Annotated in this window: 13 protein-coding genes, 1 tRNA gene, 1 other RNA gene and 1 pseudogene; 6 read left to right on the top strand and 10 right to left on the bottom strand. The window is 68.2% G+C overall.

Annotated features, from left to right (window positions below; translation table 11 throughout):
* Nucleotides 1-147 precede the first annotated feature (147 nt).
* The 7 genes from QWJ13_RS10010 to ffs all read right to left on the bottom strand — a co-directional run bounded on the left by QWJ13_RS10010 (nt 148) and on the right by ffs (nt 7,290).
* Nucleotides 148-1,203 carry an aspartate-semialdehyde dehydrogenase gene (locus QWJ13_RS10010; RefSeq protein ID WP_316522625.1) on the bottom strand — a complete coding sequence of 352 codons (1,056 nt, stop codon included), beginning with the start codon at nt 1,201-1,203 and terminating at the stop codon, nt 148-150.
* Nucleotides 1,204-1,263: 60 nt separating this feature from the next.
* Nucleotides 1,264-2,544 carry an aspartate kinase gene (locus tag QWJ13_RS10005; RefSeq protein WP_316522622.1) on the bottom strand — a complete coding sequence of 427 codons (1,281 nt, stop codon included), beginning with the start codon at nt 2,542-2,544 and terminating at the stop codon, nt 1,264-1,266.
* Nucleotides 2,545-2,911: 367 nt separating this feature from the next.
* Nucleotides 2,912-3,649: a DUF5063 domain-containing protein gene (locus QWJ13_RS10000; protein WP_316522619.1), complete on the bottom strand. Its 738-nt coding sequence runs from the start codon at nt 3,647-3,649 to the stop codon at nt 2,912-2,914.
* Nucleotides 3,642-4,241 carry a recombination mediator RecR gene (gene recR / locus QWJ13_RS09995; RefSeq protein ID WP_316522617.1) on the bottom strand — a complete coding sequence of 200 codons (600 nt, stop codon included), beginning with the start codon at nt 4,239-4,241 and terminating at the stop codon, nt 3,642-3,644. The genes QWJ13_RS10000 and recR overlap by 8 nt, the downstream gene beginning before the upstream one ends.
* Nucleotides 4,242-4,467: 226 nt before the next feature.
* Nucleotides 4,468-4,809: a YbaB/EbfC family nucleoid-associated protein gene (locus QWJ13_RS09990; RefSeq protein ID WP_316522614.1), complete on the bottom strand. Its 342-nt coding sequence runs from the start codon at nt 4,807-4,809 to the stop codon at nt 4,468-4,470.
* Nucleotides 4,810-4,896: 87 nt separating this feature from the next.
* Nucleotides 4,897-7,125, bottom strand: a complete 2,229-nt coding sequence (locus QWJ13_RS09985; RefSeq protein WP_316522610.1) for a DNA polymerase III subunit gamma and tau — start codon at nt 7,123-7,125, stop codon at nt 4,897-4,899.
* 68 nt (nt 7,126-7,193) lie between these two features.
* An RNA gene (ffs, locus tag QWJ13_RS09980) (signal recognition particle sRNA small type) lies at nt 7,194-7,290 on the bottom strand.
* Nucleotides 7,291-7,398: 108 nt separating this feature from the next.
* Between ffs and QWJ13_RS09975 the strand changes: the two genes are divergently transcribed.
* The 5 genes from QWJ13_RS09975 (at nt 7,399) to QWJ13_RS09955 (ending at nt 11,491) form a co-directional block, all read left to right on the top strand.
* Nucleotides 7,399-7,483, top strand: a tRNA-Ser gene (locus tag QWJ13_RS09975).
* A 115-nt stretch (nt 7,484-7,598) separates the two neighbouring features.
* Nucleotides 7,599-9,023, top strand: coding sequence for a hypothetical protein (locus QWJ13_RS09970; RefSeq protein ID WP_316522609.1), 1,425 nt, complete (start codon nt 7,599-7,601; stop codon nt 9,021-9,023).
* Between the two features lie 82 nt (nt 9,024-9,105).
* Complete coding sequence (locus QWJ13_RS09965; protein WP_316522606.1) at nt 9,106-9,906, top strand: HNH endonuclease; 801 nt, start codon at nt 9,106-9,108, stop codon at nt 9,904-9,906.
* Complete coding sequence (locus tag QWJ13_RS09960) at nt 9,903-11,204, top strand: GNAT family N-acetyltransferase (RefSeq protein WP_316522604.1); 1,302 nt, start codon at nt 9,903-9,905, stop codon at nt 11,202-11,204. Before QWJ13_RS09965 ends, QWJ13_RS09960 begins: the two co-directional genes overlap by 4 nt.
* A 68-nt stretch (nt 11,205-11,272) precedes the next feature.
* Nucleotides 11,273-11,491, top strand: coding sequence for a hypothetical protein (locus QWJ13_RS09955; protein ID WP_316522602.1), 219 nt, complete (start codon nt 11,273-11,275; stop codon nt 11,489-11,491).
* Nucleotides 11,492-11,722: 231 nt separating this feature from the next.
* Here the strand turns inward: QWJ13_RS09955 and QWJ13_RS09950 are convergent, their stop codons facing one another.
* The gene (locus QWJ13_RS09950) at nt 11,723-13,771 is read right to left on the bottom strand and encodes a hypothetical protein (RefSeq protein WP_316522600.1); all 2,049 of its coding nucleotides are present in this window, start codon (nt 13,769-13,771) and stop codon (nt 11,723-11,725) included.
* Between the two features lie 3,246 nt (nt 13,772-17,017).
* Between QWJ13_RS09950 and QWJ13_RS09940 the strand changes: the two are divergent.
* Nucleotides 17,018-17,420, top strand: a pseudogene (locus QWJ13_RS09940) (VOC family protein).
* On the opposite strand, the gene QWJ13_RS09935 reads toward QWJ13_RS09940, so the two are convergent.
* Together QWJ13_RS09935 and QWJ13_RS09930 are read right to left on the bottom strand one after the other, a co-directional pair.
* Nucleotides 17,403-18,125, bottom strand: coding sequence for a helix-turn-helix domain-containing protein (locus QWJ13_RS09935; RefSeq protein ID WP_316522598.1), 723 nt, complete (start codon nt 18,123-18,125; stop codon nt 17,403-17,405). The pseudogene QWJ13_RS09940 and the gene QWJ13_RS09935 overlap by 18 nt on opposite strands.
* A gap of 109 nt (nt 18,126-18,234) precedes the next feature.
* On the bottom strand, nt 18,235-19,743 hold the full coding sequence (locus QWJ13_RS09930; RefSeq protein WP_316522595.1) for an MFS transporter: 1,509 nt from the start codon (nt 19,741-19,743) through the stop codon (nt 18,235-18,237).
* Nucleotides 19,744-19,903 lie beyond the last annotated feature (160 nt).

Raw genomic sequence — 19,903 nt, 5'->3', positions numbered from 1 at the left:
ATCCCCTGTCATGGTTGCCCGGCCCGGGGACCATTCTTCCGCATCGGTGGAAGAGGCCTCCAGGGGATTCCCCCGGGATTCCGGACAGATTGTGTCGAGGAGCGGACACAGGTATGGACGAGCGCGGGGCCACGGGCCCCTGCGCCGCTACCGCGCCGTCAGCTCTCCGGCCACCAGCTCCGCGAGCTGCACCAGGTTGAGCGCCGCCCCCTTGCGCAGGTTGTCCCCGCACAGGAAGAGGTCCAGCGCCTCCGGTTCGTCCAGTGCCCGCCGGACCCGACCGACCCAGACCGGGTCCGTCCCGACCACGTCGTTCGGCGTCGGGAACTCGCCCGCCGCCGGGTCGTCGTAGAGGACCACGCCGGGCGCGTCCCGCAGGATCTCCTGCGCGTGCTCCTGGGTGACCTCGCGTTCGAACCGCGCGTGCACGGCCAGCGCGTGGGTGCGGACGACCGGGATGTGCACGCAGGTCGCCGAGACCTTCAGCGCGGGCAGGCCGAGGACCTTGCGGGACTCGTCGCGGATGCCCATCTCCTCGGCGGACCAGCCGCCCTCGCGCAGCCCGCCGGTCCAGGGCACCGCGTTGAGCGCGAGCGGGGCGGCGAACGGCCCCTGGTCGGCGATCAGCGCGCGCAGGTCGCCGGTCTGCCGGCCGACGGGGGTGCCCGCCACCAGCTCGGTCTGCGCCCGCAGCGCCGCCTCGCCGGCCCGGCCCTCGCCGCCGGCGGCCTGGTAGGAGGCGACCACCAGCTGGGCCAGCCCGTACTCGGCGTGCAGCGCGCCGACCGCCGCGATCATCGCGAGGGTGGTGCCGGCCGGGCTGGCGACGATGCCGCGGGGGCGGATCCGCAGCGCGGCCGCGTTGACCTCCGGGACGACCAGCGGCACGTCGTCGACCGTACGGAAGGCGGCCGAGCCGTCGATCACCACGACGCCCTTGGCCGCCGCGATCGGCGCCCACTGGGCGGAGACCCGGTCGGGGACGGCGAACACCGCGACGTCGATCCCGGCGAAGGCCTCCTCGGCCAGCGGGACGACCCGGACGGCCTCCCCGCGCACCACCGGCGTGCGGCCGGCCGAGCGCGGGGAGGCGACGAGTCGGATCTCGCCCCAGACGTCCTGGCGGAGCGAGAGCAGTCCGAGCAGCACCTCGCCGACCGCGCCGGTGGCGCCGACGACGGCGAGGTTCGGGCGCCGGGTCATCGCCCGGCGTCCCGGCCCGGTGCCCGGGTCATCGCCCGGAGCTCCCGTACCGCTCCCGGGTCATCGCCCGGTGCCGCCGTAGACGACGGCCTCGTCGCTCTCGCTGTCCAGGCCGAAGGCGCTGTGCACGGCGCGGACGGCCTCCGGCACGTCGTCGGCGCGGGTGACCACCGAGATGCGGATCTCCGAGGTGGAGATCAGCTCGATGTTGACGCCCGCGGCGGACAGCGCCTCGAAGAAGGTCGCGGTGACCCCCGGGTTGGAGCGCATGCCGGCGCCGACCAGCGAGATCTTGCCGATCGCGTCGTCGTAGCGCAGCGACTCGTAGCCGATGCCCTCCTTGACCCGGCCGAGCGCGTCGATGGCCTTCTGGCCCTCGGTCTTCGGCAGGGTGAAGGAGATGTCGGTCAGGCCGGTCGACGCGGCGGAGACGTTCTGCACCACCATGTCGATGTTGACCTCGGCGTCGGCGATGGCACGGAAGATCCGCGCCGCCTCGCCCGGCTTGTCGGGCACGCCGACGACCGTGACCTTGGCCTCGGAGGTGTCGTGGGCGACTCCGGAGATGATGGCCTGCTCCATCTCGCCCCCTTCGGGCTGGTTCGGGTTGTCGTTGCTGACGATCGTCCCGGGGAGACCCGAGAAGGACGAGCGTACGTGAATCGGGATGTTGTAGCGACGGGCGTACTCGACACACCGGTCGAGCAGCACCTTGGAGCCGGACGAGGCCAGTTCCAGCATGTCCTCGTAGGCGATCCAGTCGATCTTGCGGGCCTTCTTCACCACGCGCGGGTCGGCGGTGAACACGCCGTCCACGTCGGTGTAGATCTCGCAGACCTCGGCCTTGAGGGCGGCGGCGAGCGCGACGGCGGTGGTGTCCGAGCCGCCCCGGCCCAGCGTGGTGATGTCCTTGCTGGTCTGGGACACGCCCTGGAAGCCGGCCACGATCGCGATGTTGCCCTGGTCCAGGGCGGTGCGGATGCGGCCGGGCGTCACGTCGATGATGCGCGCCTTGTTGTGGACGGAGTCGGTGATGACCCCGGCCTGGCTGCCCGTGAAGGACTGCGCCTCGTGCCCCAGGGATTTGATCGCCATGGCCAGCAGCGCCATGGAGATGCGCTCTCCAGCGGTCAGCAGCATGTCGAACTCACGCCCGGCAGGCAGCGGTGACACCTGCTCGGCGAGTTCGATGAGCTCGTCCGTCGTGTCGCCCATCGCGGACACCACGACGACGACCTCATGGCCGGCCTTCTTGGCGTCAACGATTCGGCGGGCCACGCGCTTGATGCCTTCGGCATCCGCAACGGATGAGCCGCCGTACTTTTGCACGACAAGGCCCACGTGCGCTCCTCGACTCGAAGTCTTTTCCGGGGGCCACGGGCCCCCGTACCCCCCTGGGGAGAGGGGGGTGCGGTCGTCGTCAGTCTACCGAGCAAGGGTGCTCTGACCGGCGCTTTCCATATGGTGAGACGGTAGTTTCAGCACATGGGCGGCGGTGCTGACGGTTCGACCGACAGGTCTGCGGGCGATTCGGTACGGCTCCGAAGAATCGGCGGATCAAGGGACGGCGATCCGGCCGGATTTCTTTTCCGACCGGGCCGCTGAGGCATCCGTCACAATCCGCGGACGCATTCGCGGAATGCGGCCCGCCGGATGTGTCCGGCCGGGAGGACGCGCCCACCGACCGAGGCCGGGCTCGGCCGCGCGCCTACCGACCGAGGCCGAGCTCGGCCGCCATGAGGTCGCCCGCCTGCTGCTCCAGCTGCTCGTCGGTGAGCCCGTCGTCGTCGGTGTCCGCGCCGTCCGGCACCGCGCCGAGCGGGCTGTCCAGCCGGACGTGGGCGATCAGCGACTGCAGGGCCCGCAGCACCGCCGTACAGGTCGTGCCCCAGTTCGAGAGGTACGAGAACTGCCACCACCACAGCGCCTCACTGACCCGGCCCTCGCGGTAGTGGGTCAGGCCGTGCTGGAGCTCGCTGACCACGCCGGCCAGGTCGTCCGAGATCCGGAAGGCGTTGGGCTTCTCCGGCGGGCCGTACGGGTCGAAGACCTCGTGGTAGACGTCGATCGGCGCGAGCAGCTCGGCGAGGCGCTCGCGCAGCTGCTCGCCGTCCGGCTCCGGGCCGGCGTCGGGCTCGAAGCGGTCCTCCGGGACGACGTCCTCGATCGCGCCCAGCCGGCCGCCGGCCAGCAGCAGCTGCGAGACCTCCAGGAGCAGCAGCGAGACCGCGCTGCCCGGCTCGTCCCCCTTGGCGACCTCGGTGACGGCGAGCACGAAGCTCTCCACCGAGTCGGCGATCTGCACGGCGAAGTCGTCCGGCTCCGAACCGTGGCCGTGGGTGTGCGGGGCGTGCGCCGCCGCGTGCTGGGCGTGCGCGCCGCCCGGTTCCCCGTGGGACTGCTGGTGGGGGGTGTGGGGCTGCTGGTTGATCGTCCGGTCAGACATCGAGCAGTCGTCTCCCTTCGAAGGCGCGGCCGAGGGTGACCTCGTCCGCGTACTCCAGATCCCCGCCGACGGGCAGGCCGCTCGCCAGACGGGTCACCTTCAGGCCCATCGGCTTGCAGAGCCGGGCCAGGTAGGTGGCGGTCGCCTCCCCCTCCAGATTGGGGTCGGTGGCCAGGATCAGCTCGGTGACCGTGCCGTCCGCGAGGCGCGAGAGCAGCTCGCGGATCCGCAGGTCGTCCGGGCCGACGCCCTCGATGGGGCTGATCGCGCCGCCCAGCACGTGGTAGCGGCCGCGGAACTCGCGGGTGCGCTCGATGGCGACGACGTCCTTGGACTCCTCGACCACGCAGATGACGGCGAGGTCGCGGCGCGGGTCCAGGCAGACCCGGCACTGCTCGGCCTCCGCGACGTTGCCGCAGACCGCGCAGAAGCGGACCTTGTCCTTGACCTCCAGCAGCGCGTGCGCGAGCCGGCGGACGTCGGTCGGGTCGGCCTGCAGCACGTGGAAGGCGATCCGCTGCGCGCTCTTGGGCCCGACGCCGGGCAGCCTGCCCAGTTCGTCGATCAGGTCCTGAACCACGCCCTCGTACAACGTCGCGCCTTCCCTCGGATGGTCGATGGTGCTCCGGTGCCATCATCCAACGAATCGGGCGTCGGACACAGCGCCCGACGCCCGACTCCCACATAAATCACATGGGTCTATCGGCTGAACTTCAGACCTTCTGACCCCAGGGGCCCGACTGGGCCCGGGAGCCCGAGCGGCCCCACGAACCCGCGGTCAGCCCCACGAACCCGCGGTCAGCCCCACGAACCCGCGGTCAGAACGGCAGGCCGGGGATGCCGCCGCCGCCCAGGCCCTGGGTCAGCGGGCCCATCCGCTCGGCCTGCATCTTCTGCGCGGCCTGGTTGGCGTCCCGGACGGCCGCCAGGACCAGGTCGGCCAGGGTCTCGGTGTCCTCCGGGTCCACGGCCGCCGGGGCGATGGTCAGCGCCACCAGCTCACCGGCGCCGGTCACCGTCGCCTCGACCAGGCCGCCGCCCGCCGTACCGTTCACCTTCGTCTCGGCCAGCTCCTGCTGGGCCTTCGCGAGATCCTGCTGCATCTTCTGCGCCTGCTTCAGCAGCTGCTGCATGTTGGGCTGGCCACCACCGGGGAACACGGCTGTCTCCTTGCTGTCACGGCTGTCTTGCGGTGCTTCGTCCGTCACCGCCGAGCCTACGTGCTGCGTGTCGCGCGGGAGCCCGGCTCAGGAGCCCTGGTGGTGGATCTCCTCCAGCACCGTCGCCCCCAGCTCGCGGATGATCAGCTCCTGGCCGGAGAACACGTCCTCCTTGAGGTCCGGATCGTCCGCCTCCGGGATGTCGTCCTCCGGCGCCACCGAGCGCACCGGCTGGGCCGGCGCGGCCGCCACGGGCGGCGGGGCCTGCACCGGCGCGGACCGCACGGGCTGCGCGGCCTGCACGGGCGCGGCCTGAACCGGCGCGGACCGCACGGGCGGCATCGGCTGCGCGGGCTGCACGGGCGCGGCCTGCACGGGCGGCGCGGCGGCCGCCGGACGCGCCGGGGCGCCCCAGCCGCCACCGCCCTGGGCACCGCCGCTCAGGGCGCCACCGGCCGGCGCACCGCCACCCGGGCCTCCGACGCCGCCGGACGGGTCGACAATGCACTCGACCCGCCAGTCCACGCCCAGCGCGTCGGACAGCGCGGAGCGCAGCACGTCGTCGCTGTTGCTGCCGACGAAGCTGTCCCGGGCGCCGGCGTTGATGAAGGACACCTGGAGCACGCTGCCGTCGAACCCGGCCACCTGGCCGTTCTGGCTGAGCAGGATCCAGGTGAAGCGGCGGCGGTTCTTCACCGCCTCCAGGATCTGCGGCCACAGCTGCCTGACCTGCGCGGCACCCTGCTGGGCGGCCGCCGACGGCTGCCCGCCGGGGGCCGGTGCCGGGGTCGGAGCCGGGGTCGGGGTCGGGGTCGGAGCCGGCGCGGGGGCCGACTGGGCCTGGGCGTGGACCGGAGCCGGGGCCGGGGCCGGGGCGGTCTGCGGCGGCGCGGCCGGGGACGCCGCCGGGGCGCCGCCGGCGGGCGGGAAGCTGCGCGGGATCGGCCAGGCGCCCGGCGCCGGCCCGGCGGGCGCGGCAGCGGGCTGCGGGGCCTGCACGGGCTGCGCGGGCTGTACGGGCGGGGCGACCGGTGCGGGAGTGGGCGTGGGCGCCACCGGCATCTCTGCCATCGGGGCCGGGGCCTGGGCCTGGATGGCGACCGGGGCCGGGGCCGAGGCCTGGATCTGGGCGGCCATCGGGGCGACGAACCCGCCCGCCGTCGCCCGTCGCTCCAGCTTGTCCAGCCGGGCCTGCAAGGACAACTCGTCACTGTAGGCACCCGGCAGCATCACCCGGGCACAGATCAGCTCCAGCTGGAGCCTGGGCGCCGCGTTGCCGCGCATCTCCGTCAGCCCGGTGTTGACCAGGTCGGCGGCCCGGCTCAGCTCGGCCGCGCCGAACGCGTCCGCCTGCGCCTGCATCACCGCGACCCGGTCGGCCGGGGCGTCGATCAGCCCCTTCTCCCCCGCGTCCGGCACGGTGGCCAGGATCACCAGGTCGCGCAGCCGCTCCAGCAGGTCGGTGACGAAGCGGCGCGGGTCGTGCCCGCCCTCGACCACCCGGTCGATCACCTGGAACACCGTCGCCCCGTCGTGCGCGGCGAAGGCGTCCACCACCTCGTCCAGCAGCGCGGAGTCGGTGTACCCGAGCAGCGCCGTGGCCATCTGGTACGTGACGCCGCCCTCGGCGGCCCCGGCCAGCAGCTGGTCCATGACCGACATCGAGTCACGCACCGACCCGGCACCCGCCCGGACCACCAGCGGGAACACGGAGTCCTCGACCTGGATGCCCTCCCGGCCGCACACCTCCATCAGGTAGTCGCGCAGCGTGCCGGGCGGCACCAGCCGGAACGGGTAGTGGTGCGTCCGGGACCGGATCGTCCCGATCACCTTCTCCGGCTCGGTGGTCGCGAAGATGAACTTGAGGTGCTCCGGCGGCTCCTCGACCACCTTGAGCAGCGCGTTGAAGCCGGCCGAGGTCACCATGTGCGCCTCGTCCAGGATGAAGATCTTGTACCGGCTGTGCACCGGCGCGAAGAACGCCCGCTCCCGCAGCTCGCGCGCGTCGTCCACACCACCGTGCGAGGCGGCGTCGATCTCGATCACGTCGATCGACCCGGGCCCGCCGGTCGCGAGATCCCGACAGGACTGGCACTCTCCGCAGGGCGTCGGCGTCGGCCCCTGCTCACAGTTGAGGCAACGGGCCAGGATGCGCGCACTCGTCGTCTTGCCACAGCCACGCGGCCCGCTGAACAGGTAGGCGTGGTTGACCCTGTTGTTACGCAGGGCTTGCTGGAGCGGAGCGGTCACGTGCTCCTGCCCGATGACCTCCGCGAAGGTCTCGGGGCGGTAGCGGCGGTACAGGGCTAGGGACACACCACCGACGATATCGGGACGGACCGACAAACGCGTCGCCCCTCACCCCCGGCCCACTCCCCGGGGAACGCAAAGACCCCCCGTGCACCCGCCAGAGCCCTCCTACCCTTGCTGCCTTCCGGCCCTGGGGGGGTTCAGAGAGATGACGCCACACGAGGGGCTGACCCCCACACTACCGGATCCCCGCCCCGACGATCCACAGGCCACCCCCACCCTTCCGCCTGCGAGACAGGTGGTCGCGAGCACCCCGAAACATGTACTAAGCTCTCCCTCGGAGGATTCGCCTAGAGGCCTAGGGCGCACGCTTGGAAAGCGTGTTGGGGGCAACCCCTCACGAGTTCGAATCTCGTATCCTCCGCCTCTGCCTGGCAAGGCAGTTGAAGGCCCCGACCGGGAACCCGGTCGGGGCCTTCTTCGTGTCGTGGTTGCAGTGGTTGCAGTTGCCGCCGCACACGGACCGATACGGTTGCCTAGTGGCTCCGCACTACCTACCAGCCGACCGCGCGTTCCTCGACCTCCCGCGGTACTCGGAGGCCGATCGCCCAGCACATCTGTTGCCAGCGGACGATCTACCCGCCCTCGGCCTGCGCATCCCACACTCGCGCCAACCCAGCGCGTGGCTGACCAGCCCAGGTGTTCACGGCTGCACGTACCGGCCCGCCTATGCCCTGGCCGGTCTCGAACCGGCCGAGTCACAGCATGGCGAACGCCACGTCGATCGAAACGACGAGATGGCGCGGACGATGACCGCCCTCGACATCAAGGAGATGGTCGCCCGCAGCAAATTCCGCGCAGGCCTGGTGGAGAACCGTGCACTCAACGGGCGCCTCATCCGGGCAAAGGGAAGGCCCTACCAAACTGGCCATCCCCTGGTACTAACCGTTCGCGCAACCCCATGCTGCGGCCGGCTCTCCGAGATCGCGGTGTGCTCCCTGTTCGACCTGGTCAACGAGCACTTCCTCATCCGCACAGAACCCGGCCAGTCTTGTCCGGCCGACCACCATCCAACCGACGCCCAACCGCTCCTGCACGTCCTCCCAGAGCTTGCTCGGCTCGCGACCAAGACAGTGGAGGGCGAGTACATCATCGTCTGGGGCCAGTACCCGGTGCTCGCCCTGGAGGCTGAGCTCGCGCTCACGTCAACCGGGTCCAAGAAGCCACGCAAGGAGTGGTGGCTGGGATCACAGTGGATCGACCTACAGGTGACCGAGGCGATCTGGCGAAGCGGCGAAAGTACCGACGACCTAGCGATGTTCACACCAGGCGCCGACGCGGCGGACGACGCCCAGATCCTGGTCCGGATCGTCCACCGGATCAGCGACTCCCATGCCTTCATCTCGCGCGGTCGCGACCGGCTCCCGGATCCTGCGCCGGAGGTCTGCCCCTCCGCGAGAGCATTGCACTTCACCCTGCCCGCGGAATTGGGCGCTGGCAGTTCCACCGAGGCGGCTGAGCCGTGGTCGCTGACCTTCCCGACTCACCTGTTGGAAGGGCCTACCGACACCGCTCGGCTGGGTAGCGCCCGCCGGGAGCAACCTCAGCTGCGCCGGTGGCTGCTCAACAACCGCACGGCTGCCCCATGCGCACTGTGCGGGGAGACCTATCCAGCGGCCTACCTCCGCGCCGCGCATATCAAACGCCGGGCCGAGGCAAGCGAGGGCGAACGGCGCGATCTCGCCATCGGAATGCTGGCCTGCGCGTTCGGCTGCGACCAGATGTTCGAGCTCGGCGACATCTTCGTTGACTCCGAGGGCGTCATCCGAAGCCGCCTCACAGACGAGGGAAGTGCTGTTGCCGCCGCAGCCGGACGCCTCGTGGGCCGGCGATGCCCAGCGGCCATCCCGGAGAGAGCGGAGTACTTCCGCCACCACCGGCAGGCTCACGGCCACGACGAATAGGCACACCCGCACCCGCAGGCTCTCTGGCCGAACCATCGCATTCCCACCCGCTGGGGACCGATCCTCTGGCAGGGTGCTGTCCATGGCCGTGTCCGAAAAGACCCGGAAGATCATCTGGGGTGAAGCAGGCGGCAGGTGCGCGATCTGCCGGGTGCAGGTGGTGACGCCTGAAACTGACTGGGACGACCCCTCGGTCTTCGGCGAGGAGGCCCATATAGTCGCCCGCTCGAAGGGGGGACCGAGAGCTGGTGCTCTCGACGACGCGTCCATCGACAACCATACGAACCTGGTCCTGCTGTGCAGCAAGCATCACAAGCAGGTAGATGACCAGCCAGGCCACTTCACAGTGGATCTCCTGCGCGAGATCAAGGCCAAGCACGCCGCATGGACGCGCTCGCTCGGCGAGGCCACGCCAGGCCAGCTGAGGCTGGTGCCCGACCCTGCCTTCCCTCAGCCCCGGAGGCTGAAGCTGATCACACGCGGAAGCCCGCTGTGGAACATGATCAAGCCGAGCATGACCTTCGAGTACGCGCTGCCAGACCGTCTCCCCGAAGAGGACGAGGACCTCATCTTGGAGTTCCTGGGCTTGGTCCAGGACTACTGCGACATTGCATCCGATCTGATCGGCGTGCGTGAGAACCGCGACGCCGAGCAGGCATTGCAGAGCTACCTGAGCAAGCTCGCCGAGCGCAGCTTTCTGGTGGGCGCCCTCGTGCGCCACATGCTCCTGACTGATGGCTCAGATCAGGATGGCACGCCCTGGCCCATGCTCCGCGTCGAGGTCCTGCCAGCTTCACACGCCACAATCACCGACGAGCGCGGCAGGCCCCATCCCGATGTGCAGCTGAGTGCGGGAGTACCTGACGAGGAGCAGAGCGCATGACTGAGCGGACGATCTACCTCGATCCCGATCGACATGGCCCCAGCTCTCGGAAGATCAATGTCTGGGCTCACCGTTGGTACGCCCTGGTCGAACTGGACCGAGATGGGCACGTCGACGCCTTGACCCGGCGGGGAGACTCCCCAGATCTGCCTGCCGCCTACACCGAGGCCGTCACCAGGGCGCAACACACGTCTGTCGATCACATCCGGTGCGACGGGTATCGGGGCACCCTCTCATGCTGCATCGGGCCAAGCTTGGTCGGTCTGCCTGTTCCCTTTGCTCGGGTCGGCGCGGCAGTGGAAGCGTTGCGCAGCGCTGAGCTCGACCACGATTACAGCGGACTTCACGCCCTCGCTGACCAACTGACACTCCCTATCGAGGACTGGCTTGCACCTGGCGAACGGGAACTGGTCCGCGGAGTCGACTTTTCCGCACCACCGAGCATCTTTTTGCACTTCCTGCGTGGCAGAGCCAAGCGGCACGGAGTACGCCTCAACGGCCGGGCGACCGCAGGCAGTGTCTGGGTTCGCCCGACACTGCCTGCGTTCGAGAAGCTAAAGCGGGAGCTGTTTCCCGAGCAGCACCCCGGCTGGATAGATCGATGGACCGGGTTCATCGAGCAGGACGGCACGACAGCCCGGCCATGGGTAGGCGGCGGAGATCGGAATCTCAGTTACGGCGCCGTTCCCGTCCAGTTCCGCCGCGTGGAGACCCCCAGCGGTGGCAAGTGCTCCTGCGGCATTAGCCTGCAGCGCGACTCGGACAGCGACAAGGGACACACCTCTCACCATGCAGCATGGGCGTTCGGCGTCCGGGCACCAAGGAACCTGGATTGGTGGGCCGACTTGGCCGTCGTAACGACGGAATCGCCGATCGCTTGGCGGAAGCTGACCCACCAGGTGGGGCGGATGCCGCAGAAGGAGAACCACTACGACTTCAACTCGTGGTCCGACCTTGCTGAGCCCAGGAAAACCCCGGACAAGGTACGGGCGTACCTGCTGAAGGCCAACGAGCACATCATCGGCTACCTGGCCGCCCGCGACACCAGCCAGCACATCCGCTGGGACCTGACCGACAGATCAGGGTACGGCGACGAGGACGACACTCTGCGCCCGCTCATCGACCTGATCTGGGTGGCGGACTCCTATCGCCGACAGGGCATTGGCGCCAAGCTCGTACAAGCCCTTGCCGACGACTTCGGGTGCCAGGTCACCGACGTGTCTTGGTCGAGCCCAGTCAGCGACGCCGGCCGACGCCTCGCGCGCCGGGTCTCACCTGATGGCATCTGGGTTGGATGAAGCACCGACATGCATCCTTATCGTCCTGCACCGTCCCCCAACTGGGCGGTGCAGGGGATACTGCCTCCGTGACTCACCCATCGAAACCACAGGTCGGTTACACGGCTCCGGTCGGGTCCATCGATTTGCCGGCCTTCGACGACGACGGCACAGCGTACGAAGTCTGGCCCTGCGTTGACTGCCACCCCTGGCACGCCGAGGTGATCCTCGAAGGCCAGAACGTCCTCGTACGCGAGTGGCACGCCGTCGATTGCCCGTTGTTCCAGCAACTGATCGCAAACGACTGAGGCAACCGCTGGGCCTGGACCAGCATGACAGTGGGGCAGGTCACAACGAAAGCCTTCGACAAGGCCTGGACATGCTCTACCAGTCAGAGCTGTCGCCAGCCGTACTTGCCCGGGTTCTGAGCTCGATCGACGACCTGATCCAGAGCTTCGGCGAGGACAGCCGCGACCGCGGCCTTACTCCTCCAGTTCCTGCGGCGGGATCGGCGGGTCCAACTACCCTGCCATGGAGAGTCAGATTCCCTGCGCAGCATCGTCATCGACAGCCTCGCTTGCGTGTTCCGCATCGTGCATCATCTGCTCAAAGCTGGACACCGGAAAACCGCTGACCAGCGATCCATTGAGTGCCAACTTGGGGTTGATGATCACGCCCTGGCCACGAGTCATGGCCAGCCAGAGGAAGCGATCGAACTGCTCGTCCGTCAGGAGTGTCGACACCGTGAAATCCGGCAGTTCAATGCCGGCGCGCTCCCAGTTCTGGATGTAGGAGTCCAGTTCCAACGGGTTGGTAAGCAACGAGATCACGTCTTCAACCACGACTGGGTCTCCGGTCGCCGCGTCCACGAGGTACGCCAGAGGTGCGTAGTAGCGCTCGCACTCGGAGTACGCCTCGCCGACGGCCCGGGTATAGCGAGCCGCCTCGGCGCCCGTGCACGGAATCGGCTCCTGCCCTTGGGCCAACAGGATCGAGTACTGGCCCCAGCCTGAGCCGCTCGCGGTGTAGCAGAAGGGGTCGCCCTTCTCGCGCTCCTTCGTGAGCATGCGGTTCATGTCCTCAGCCGCTTGCGTAGCCTTTTCGGCGGACATGCGGTGCACTCGGCCCCGGTCGCTGATGTAGGTGGCTCCACCGTCCTCCAGCGTCATCCTGATGCACCAGCTGCCCTGGGAGAAGTCGTCGTACGCGTACTTCCAGGAGATGACTCCGCGCTTGACCTGGGACTCCGCCAGGCCGCCAAAGACCCATTGCCCTCCCTGAAGGGCCGATATCCAGCCCTTGTAGTCGAAGTTCCGCAGGCGATGGTGATCGCGGAAGAGTGCTGCGTCGATCCCGCCCAGCACACGGTCAGTGGGTGTACAGCATGCTCGGTGGACCAGGCCCACGTCTTCTGGCTGGCCCTCCTCGTCGACCTCGACGAGTGGAGCGCCGTCCTCGGAAATCGGATTGCCGCAGTGCCGGCAGATGAAGAAGTCCTCCCTGTGTCCTGCAGCGAGGTTGGCGCAGTGAGCCGCATGGGCCAGGGTCGCGGCCGAGCGGTTCGGATCCTCCGGGAGGTTGGCGGCCATCACCGCCAGTTCCTTGTCCTTGTATTCGTCAGCATGGGCATCCATGTAGCGCTCGAACCCCATCCAGGTTGCCCAGCGTCCGACAATCTCCCACTGTTCGCCCACACCGATCTCCACGTGCCCCGAGGAGAATTTGATGCGCTTGGCGCCGGTCTCGTCGAACCTCTTGATGTCGGCAACTATGAAGTCGCACCCGTCGTAGGGCGACTTGGCCAGCACCACGTCCCACCCGAAGCGCATACCAGCCACGAGATCAGCGGTGAGCGGGCCAGAGAAGGGCTCTGGCTCAACCTGGACGGGGTCGCTCACGTACTTTCCGAAACGGCTCTCCACGCCAGCGGCGTCGAGGGAGAGCCGGTCTCGGGCCAGAGAAACGGCGAGTGCGATCATGTTGGCCCACAGCAGCTTGGCTGGTACAGAGGCTCTGCTGCCGAGCACGAGAAGGGCCGCCGCCTCCAGCGATCCGCCCTCACGGATATCCAAGGCACTGACCTGGATTCTCGCCATAATCCGCTGCAGGTCGACTTCAGTGATGTCCTTCTGCAGACGGGCAAGGTAGTGGAATCGGATGATGTCCTGGGTCTTCTCCAGGACGCCCCTCTCCTGAGCCGAGAGCGGCATGCTCCCGCTGCCAGCCGCGTTCAGCCGAGCCGCCTCGGTGACTTTCCGAAGCTCCTTGCGGATACGCCCAGATGCCTCGAGCGATGTCGCAAGTACGTAGACATCACCAGGCTGACTGTCCAGCACGTACTGGCCAACGAACTGGGCCAGGACTGACCCAAACTCTGAGGCAGGGTCCGAGGACACGCTCAACGTGTTCTTAGCCTGCACGAAGTAGCGCGCACCAGAGGCCACGACTACGAGATCGTCGATCTCGTCGGGCGTCTCGAAGCGCAACTCCTTGATCTCGGCGCCGCCTGCATGCCCGAAGGGCTGAAAGTCCAGCCCGCACAGCATGTGGGTCATGGCCAAAGCCGCGATCCGCTGCTGAAAGTCCACACCCGAGTGTGTTGCTGCGCCCCCGCTGTTACCCACGCGCCCTCCTCCAACGAACACGCAGATCCTACGTGTGTCGGCCGCCGCATCGGCGCACCGAGTTCCAGACAGACAGGTCAGTCTTGATCGACAATCCCGCTACCAGGAACCTCACGCCCCCTCAACATCGTCTCCGACCAACTGGTTGGCGTCTATGCCTGATTGGAAACGGAACAGTGACGCCGACCAGAGCCCTCTGAGTCCGACCTGACTACCATCTCGTGGGGCGACCTGCCTTGCGGGACGTCGCCATACTGCTTGGCAGCCGCGCCTCGTGTGCGCCTGCTTCGGAGCTACAGCTGCGCTCACACCGCAGGTAGCAACGAGGACAAGGGTCACTGACGCGCACGAAGCCTTCTGCCGTGGTCAACCGCGGTGCGATGGTGCGTGTGGGGCTCCGTCGGTGAGGACACCCGATGACCAGAGATCGTGCTCGCAGGCAGGGAATTCGAGCACACCGATCTGAGGACCGTACTGGCAGAGATACACTATGCGGAGCCATGGGGAGTCGACGAGCAGAATCTTCGATTCCGCCCCGTCCGCCCCGCGCAAATCTAAGCGCGACAACGTCACCGACGTGATGCACAAATAGATACCTTGCCGAACGGTGAGGACGTAGCCCTTCTCGACCCACAGGTCGCGGGCGCGCAGACGCTCGCGGTCTGCCTCTCCTTGTGCTGGAGCAGGAGCTTCATCAGCTCCTCGGATACACCGATGGGCCGCTTGCCAGTCCTCGACTTGGTGGACTTGCTCTCGCGCCGAATGTTGATCTTCTTCGGGCCGTAGCCGGGCTTGCGCCCGCAGCGGTTTCCGCAGCCCTGCCTTGTAGCGGGGCCGCAGTCGGCCGCGTCGCACGCGGATGACGCTGGCCCTGAAGTCGCTGTCCTCCCACTGCAGCCCGAGCACCTCACCCTGGCGGAGGCCCATCGCGAGCACGATGACCCAGCGGGCGGTGTTCCGAACCTTGGATGCTTCGACCAGGAGCCGCTCTCCACCGAGTAGGGCTCGACCTCCTTCTCGTCCAGCATCGGGGCCTTGGCGATCGTCGCCGGGTTCTCGGTGATGGCCCTGCGGCGGACTGCCTCGTTCAGCGACGTGCGGACCGTCTGGTGGGCCTGGTGGGCAGTCCCGGCAGAGCTGCCGGCGTCCTGCATCTTCTTGTAGAGGCGCTGGCCAAGGCGCTCACCTGAATCGCCGCCTACGCGGGCCTGGCCAACCCGAACACCAAGGGCGCCACAACAGCCCGAGGAACGGCGTCACGATCGCAGGGTCACCCATTCCGACCCATCATGCCCCTGATGGCCTCCTTGACCCAATCTCCACATCCTGCTGACACGCAACACGGTTCACTCGATCGGGTTAAATCCGAGCAAAGATGAGCAGCCGAGCAGAGAGCGCCCTCATGATTTCCCCAGGACGGATCCACCTGTGTGGGATTGGACCATGATGCCCGACGCTTTCACGATAATAACTGAACAAATTCTTCGCACGTGCGGCAAGGAGCCAATATGTGCACACATAGGCAATATTCAAATTTGCACGGTGAAGAAACATCCAACCTATCAAGCGCTACGTGGGCAAGTTCGCCTGGGGCGAGAAAAATCGACAGCTAGTCTGCGCCTTTGGGAGTCGGTGGTCACTCTGGCAAGGGAAGGGGACCAGGGGGAGCGAGAGAAATGGCTCATGATCGCATTGGATCTACTGACTCCATACTTTGAGGGGTGGTCGAGAGAAATGGCGAGAAATTGGCGCTATGAGGTTTGCGACATAAGGTCCGCGATGGTGGCGGGACTCTTGGAGACATGGTCGACCTCTGAAGTCGGCACGCCCCCGAAGAAGCTACAAGAGTTGATGATGAGCCGCGCCTTCGCCAGCGCCCGCAGCCTGGTGAGCTCCAGCTCATCGGAGACAAACACGGGCAGCGCAGTGGACTTCATTCCAGAAGATACCCGAGGGGAATACTTCACTCTGCACGCATCATCAATTATCAATGCGGTCCACGTAAGGGATCCAGACACCAACGAGAGAATCCGCGGGGAGCGCATAGGGTCCCTCCTCAAGCGAATGGGAGCCATGGATTATGCCAATCACTTTCACGGCAAACTCCGAGATGGATTACGGGACGGGGCGCCTGCCCCCATTATTGACCCTGCGCAAGTCGGGCGGTCCTGGGTTGACGGGAGGAATCTCTACTATCGACTCTCCGACCTCCTTCCACAGCATATAAGTTTCACAAAGGCAGCCGAAGCCCTCGGGCTCTCAGGGTCGCAAGCATCGAAGAAATCCAGAGATGGATCACTTTCCTTCCGAATACTCTGGGTCGGAAACTCCAGAGTGGTTTCAGTCAAATCACTCATGCATACACTGGGAATCCAGGACTCCATTGTGCACCCAGATGACGTGGAGAACGGGGCTTCCCATATTCGAGGTAATTAGAATCCTGGGACATATGCCGAATCCGGGGTCGCTAGATTTCCACCAGAAGGCTCATCTGATCCGACGCGGCCTGGCTACGCTGTACCCGTGGAAGTAAGGGCAACCGCAGCGGAAACGGGCCTTGTGGCTTACACGGAAGCGCGGCGACGGGAGTCGTCCTCTGCCATTGGTTCAACGGACTGTGCGAAGCGTGGCCAGTACTTCACACCTGCTCCTGCTACGGACTTCATCGCCTCGCTGGCGCGGCCGGCCGACGCGGCCTCGATTCGTCATCCTCCGGGAGCGGCCGTAGGCGCGGATCGAGGTCACGGCGTGCGAGAACGCCCCCCCGGCTTTACGAGGCCCTTGCCGCGCCCCGGGAAGACTGCGGCAACACGGCCCTAGTGGCCAGCGGAAGGGTCGGGATCGCCCTGGTGAGGAACGACTGCATCACCCGGGCGACCGAGGGCGCTGGGCTGTTGATCTGGCTCAACCCCACCCCCACCTTGCTGAACCCGCTCTATCGCCGGTTCGGCAGCCCACGCCCAGGTGAACGCGACCTGCGCAACCTCCGCTATCCGAGCGAAGCCCAGCTGTGAGCCATCGTTCGCGAGTGGATGGCGGGTGGTTGGCCCGACCAAGAGAAGCTCGATGACCTCGTCAAACGCCATCTGGAACTGGATGAGGCCGTTTCATCCGGCGATGAGTGGCCCGCGGTGGAGCGAGCGGATGTCTGGCGATGGGTGTCCGATTCGTTCAAGAGCGGGTGGGTGGGAGCTAGCTAACGTGGCGGGCATGGAGAGTACGGGTGGGCCGCGGTTGGCGTTTGTCGGGCTGGCTGTTGCGGATGTGGCGGCGTCGGTCGGGTTCTACCGGCAGTTGGGGGGTCGGGTTTCCGGAGGGGGCCGAGGGGGAGGCGCATGTCGAGGGTGAGGTGCCGGGCGGGATGATGTTGGTGCTCGATGCCGAGTCCACCATCCGGTCGTTCCATCCGGACTGGCAGCCTCCGAGCGGCGGGACGCGGAGCGCGCTGGCGTTCCGCTGTGCGAGCCCGGGGCAGGTGGATGCGCTGTACGAGGAGCTGACGGGCGCCGGGTACCACGGGGAGCTGAAGCCGTGGGACGCCTTCTGGGGGCAGCGGTACGCCGTGCTGCACGACCCGGACGGCAACGGGGTGGACCTACTTGCGCCGCTGTAGGGAGGGGAGCAGGGCACGCATCGGGAGGCCGGCCAACTCCCTTACATCGCGGGACAGATGGGATTGGTCGGCGTAACCGGTGCGGGCCGCCGTGGCGGCCAGCGGGACGCCGGAGCGGGCGAGGGCCAGGGCGCGTTGCATGCGCAGGACGCGGGCGAGCGTCTTGGGGCCGTAACCGAAGGCTGTGAGCGAGCGGCGGTGCAGTTTGCGGGCGCCGAGGCCGACCGTCTCGGCCGTCGCGGCGACGGAGCGGCCGGCGGCGAGGGAGGCCGCAACCGCGCGGATGAGGGGGTCCTCGGGCGGTGCCTCGGCGGACAGGCACAGGGCGAGGGCTTCCAGGGCGGTGGCCGGGTCGGGTGCGGCGTCGATGCGTTCGGTATGGCGCCGCACTTCGGCGGCGGGGCGCAGGTCGGCCAGCTCGACGCGGCGGTCCCGCAGTTCGTGCGCGGGGACGCCGAGCAGGGCGGGGGCGGCGCCGGGCCGCAGGCGTACGCCCGCCCAGGGGCCGCGCAGCCCGGGGTCGGGGCGAAAGACCCGGGTGTCCGGTCCGGCGACCAGTAGCCGCCCTTCCGTCCACAGCAGGTCCATGCAGCCGTCGGGCAGGACGGGCCCAGCCTGGTTGGCGCCGGTGTGTCCGAGGGCCCGCTTCGTCCAGACCACCGCGCCGGGCAGGCGGGACGCGCGCTCCAGGTACTCGAAGGACATGGTGGGAAGGCTACGCGTCCCCACACCAGCCCAGTGGCCCCGACCGCGCGAGGTGGTCGGGACCGTGAGAGGTGGCAGAAGCGAGGGAAGAGGCGGAGGAGGAGGCGGATCAGATGGACCGGGCGGCCGGCTCGGCTTCCGGCGCCGCCGGTTCGGCGGTCTTGCGGCCGTCGCGCATCAGCACCAGGGTGAGCAGCGCGGCCCCGACGACCGCGATGCCGCCCACTGTGAAGGTGGTGGAGGTGGCGGTGTTGAACGCCTCCCGGGCGGCGGTGACCAGTCCGCCGTCCCCGGTGGAGCCGCCCGCCGCGAGTGCGCCGGTGATGTCGTGGCGGGCGGCGGCGGGGGCCGTGTCGGGCATCGCGCCGGTGTAGGTGCTGGAGAGGACGGTGCCGAGGATGGCCACGCCCAGCGCCGCGCCGGACTGCTGGATGGTGTCGTTGAGCGCGGAGCCGACGCCCGCGTGCTCGCTGGGGATGGCGCCCATCAGGGCGTTGGCGGCGGCCGGCATGCCGAGCCCGGAGCCGACGCCGAGCACCAGCATCGCCAGGGCGACCTTGGTGAAGCCGTCGCCGACCGAGAGGGTGGCCAGCAGCCCGAAGCCGCCCGCGATGACCAGCATGCCGATGAAGGTCAGCACCCGCGCCGGGACCTTCTTGCCGAGCACCGCTCCCAGCGCGTTGAACACCAGCGAGGCGATGGCCAGCGGGATGAAGGCGAGGCCGGTGTCGGTGGGCGAGAACTCCAGTACGAACTGGAGGTGTTGGGTGAGGACCAGCATCAGCCCGCCGGTGGCGAAGGTCAGCAGGACGAGGGAGAAGCTGGCGCCGGTGAAGACCCGGTTGCGGAAGAGCTTGACCGGGACCATCGGCGAGTCGGTGCGGACCTGCCGGACGGCGAACCCGGTCAGCGCGGCGACGGCGAGGAGGAGGGCGCCGAGCGCGCTCGCGCTGGCGAAGCCGTCCCGGGGCAGCACGATGATCGACCAGACCAGCGCCGTCATGCCGACCATCGACAGTGCCATGCCCGGCAGGTCGGGCCGGCGCCACGGCCCCTTGGACTCCGGCATCAGCAGCACGGCGGCGATGATCGCGACCACCGCGATCGGCACGTTGAGCAGGAAGACCGCGCCCCACCAGAAGTGCGCGATCAGCGCGCCGCCCAGCACCGGACCGCCGACCAGGCCGACCATGGCCACCGCGGTCCAGGCGGCGATGGCCTTCGGGCGCTCCTCGTCGTCGAAGACGGTGATCAGGATGGAGAGCGTGCTCGGCATGACCGGCGCGCCGCCGACGCCCATCAGGGCGCGCCCGGCGATCAGTTCACCGGGGCTGCCGGCGTACGCCGCGACCAGCGAGGCGGCACCGAACAGCACCAGTCCGACGACCATCACCTTCCGCCGCCCGAAGCGGTCGGAGAGGCTGCCCGAGGTGAGCAGCAGCCCGGCGAAGACCAGGATGTACGAGTCGATGATCCACTGGATGTCCTGCGCCCCGGCCTTGAGGTCCTCCGCGATCGGCGGGATGGACACCGTCAGCACCATGTTGTCGATCACCAGCACCAGGCTGCTGAGGCAGAGCACCACCAGGATGAGCCAGCGCTTCGGATGACGTTCCACGGCGTTTCCCCCTTGAGTCTTCACGTGTTCGGGTCTTCGAGGCGCCGGACCTTCGAGGCGCCGGACCTTCGAGGCCTCGGTCCTTCGAGGAGTCGGATCAGGCGCGGGCCGCGGCCGCTCGGGTACAGGCCGAGGCCGCGCGGAAGTCGTCGCGGGCACA

This window comes from Kitasatospora brasiliensis (assembly GCF_032654805.1).
Classification (GTDB): Bacteria; Actinomycetota; Actinomycetes; order Streptomycetales; family Streptomycetaceae; genus Kitasatospora; species Kitasatospora brasiliensis.
Note: the sequence above shows the minus strand (reverse complement) of the source record. Positions and strands in the feature narration are given on the sequence as shown.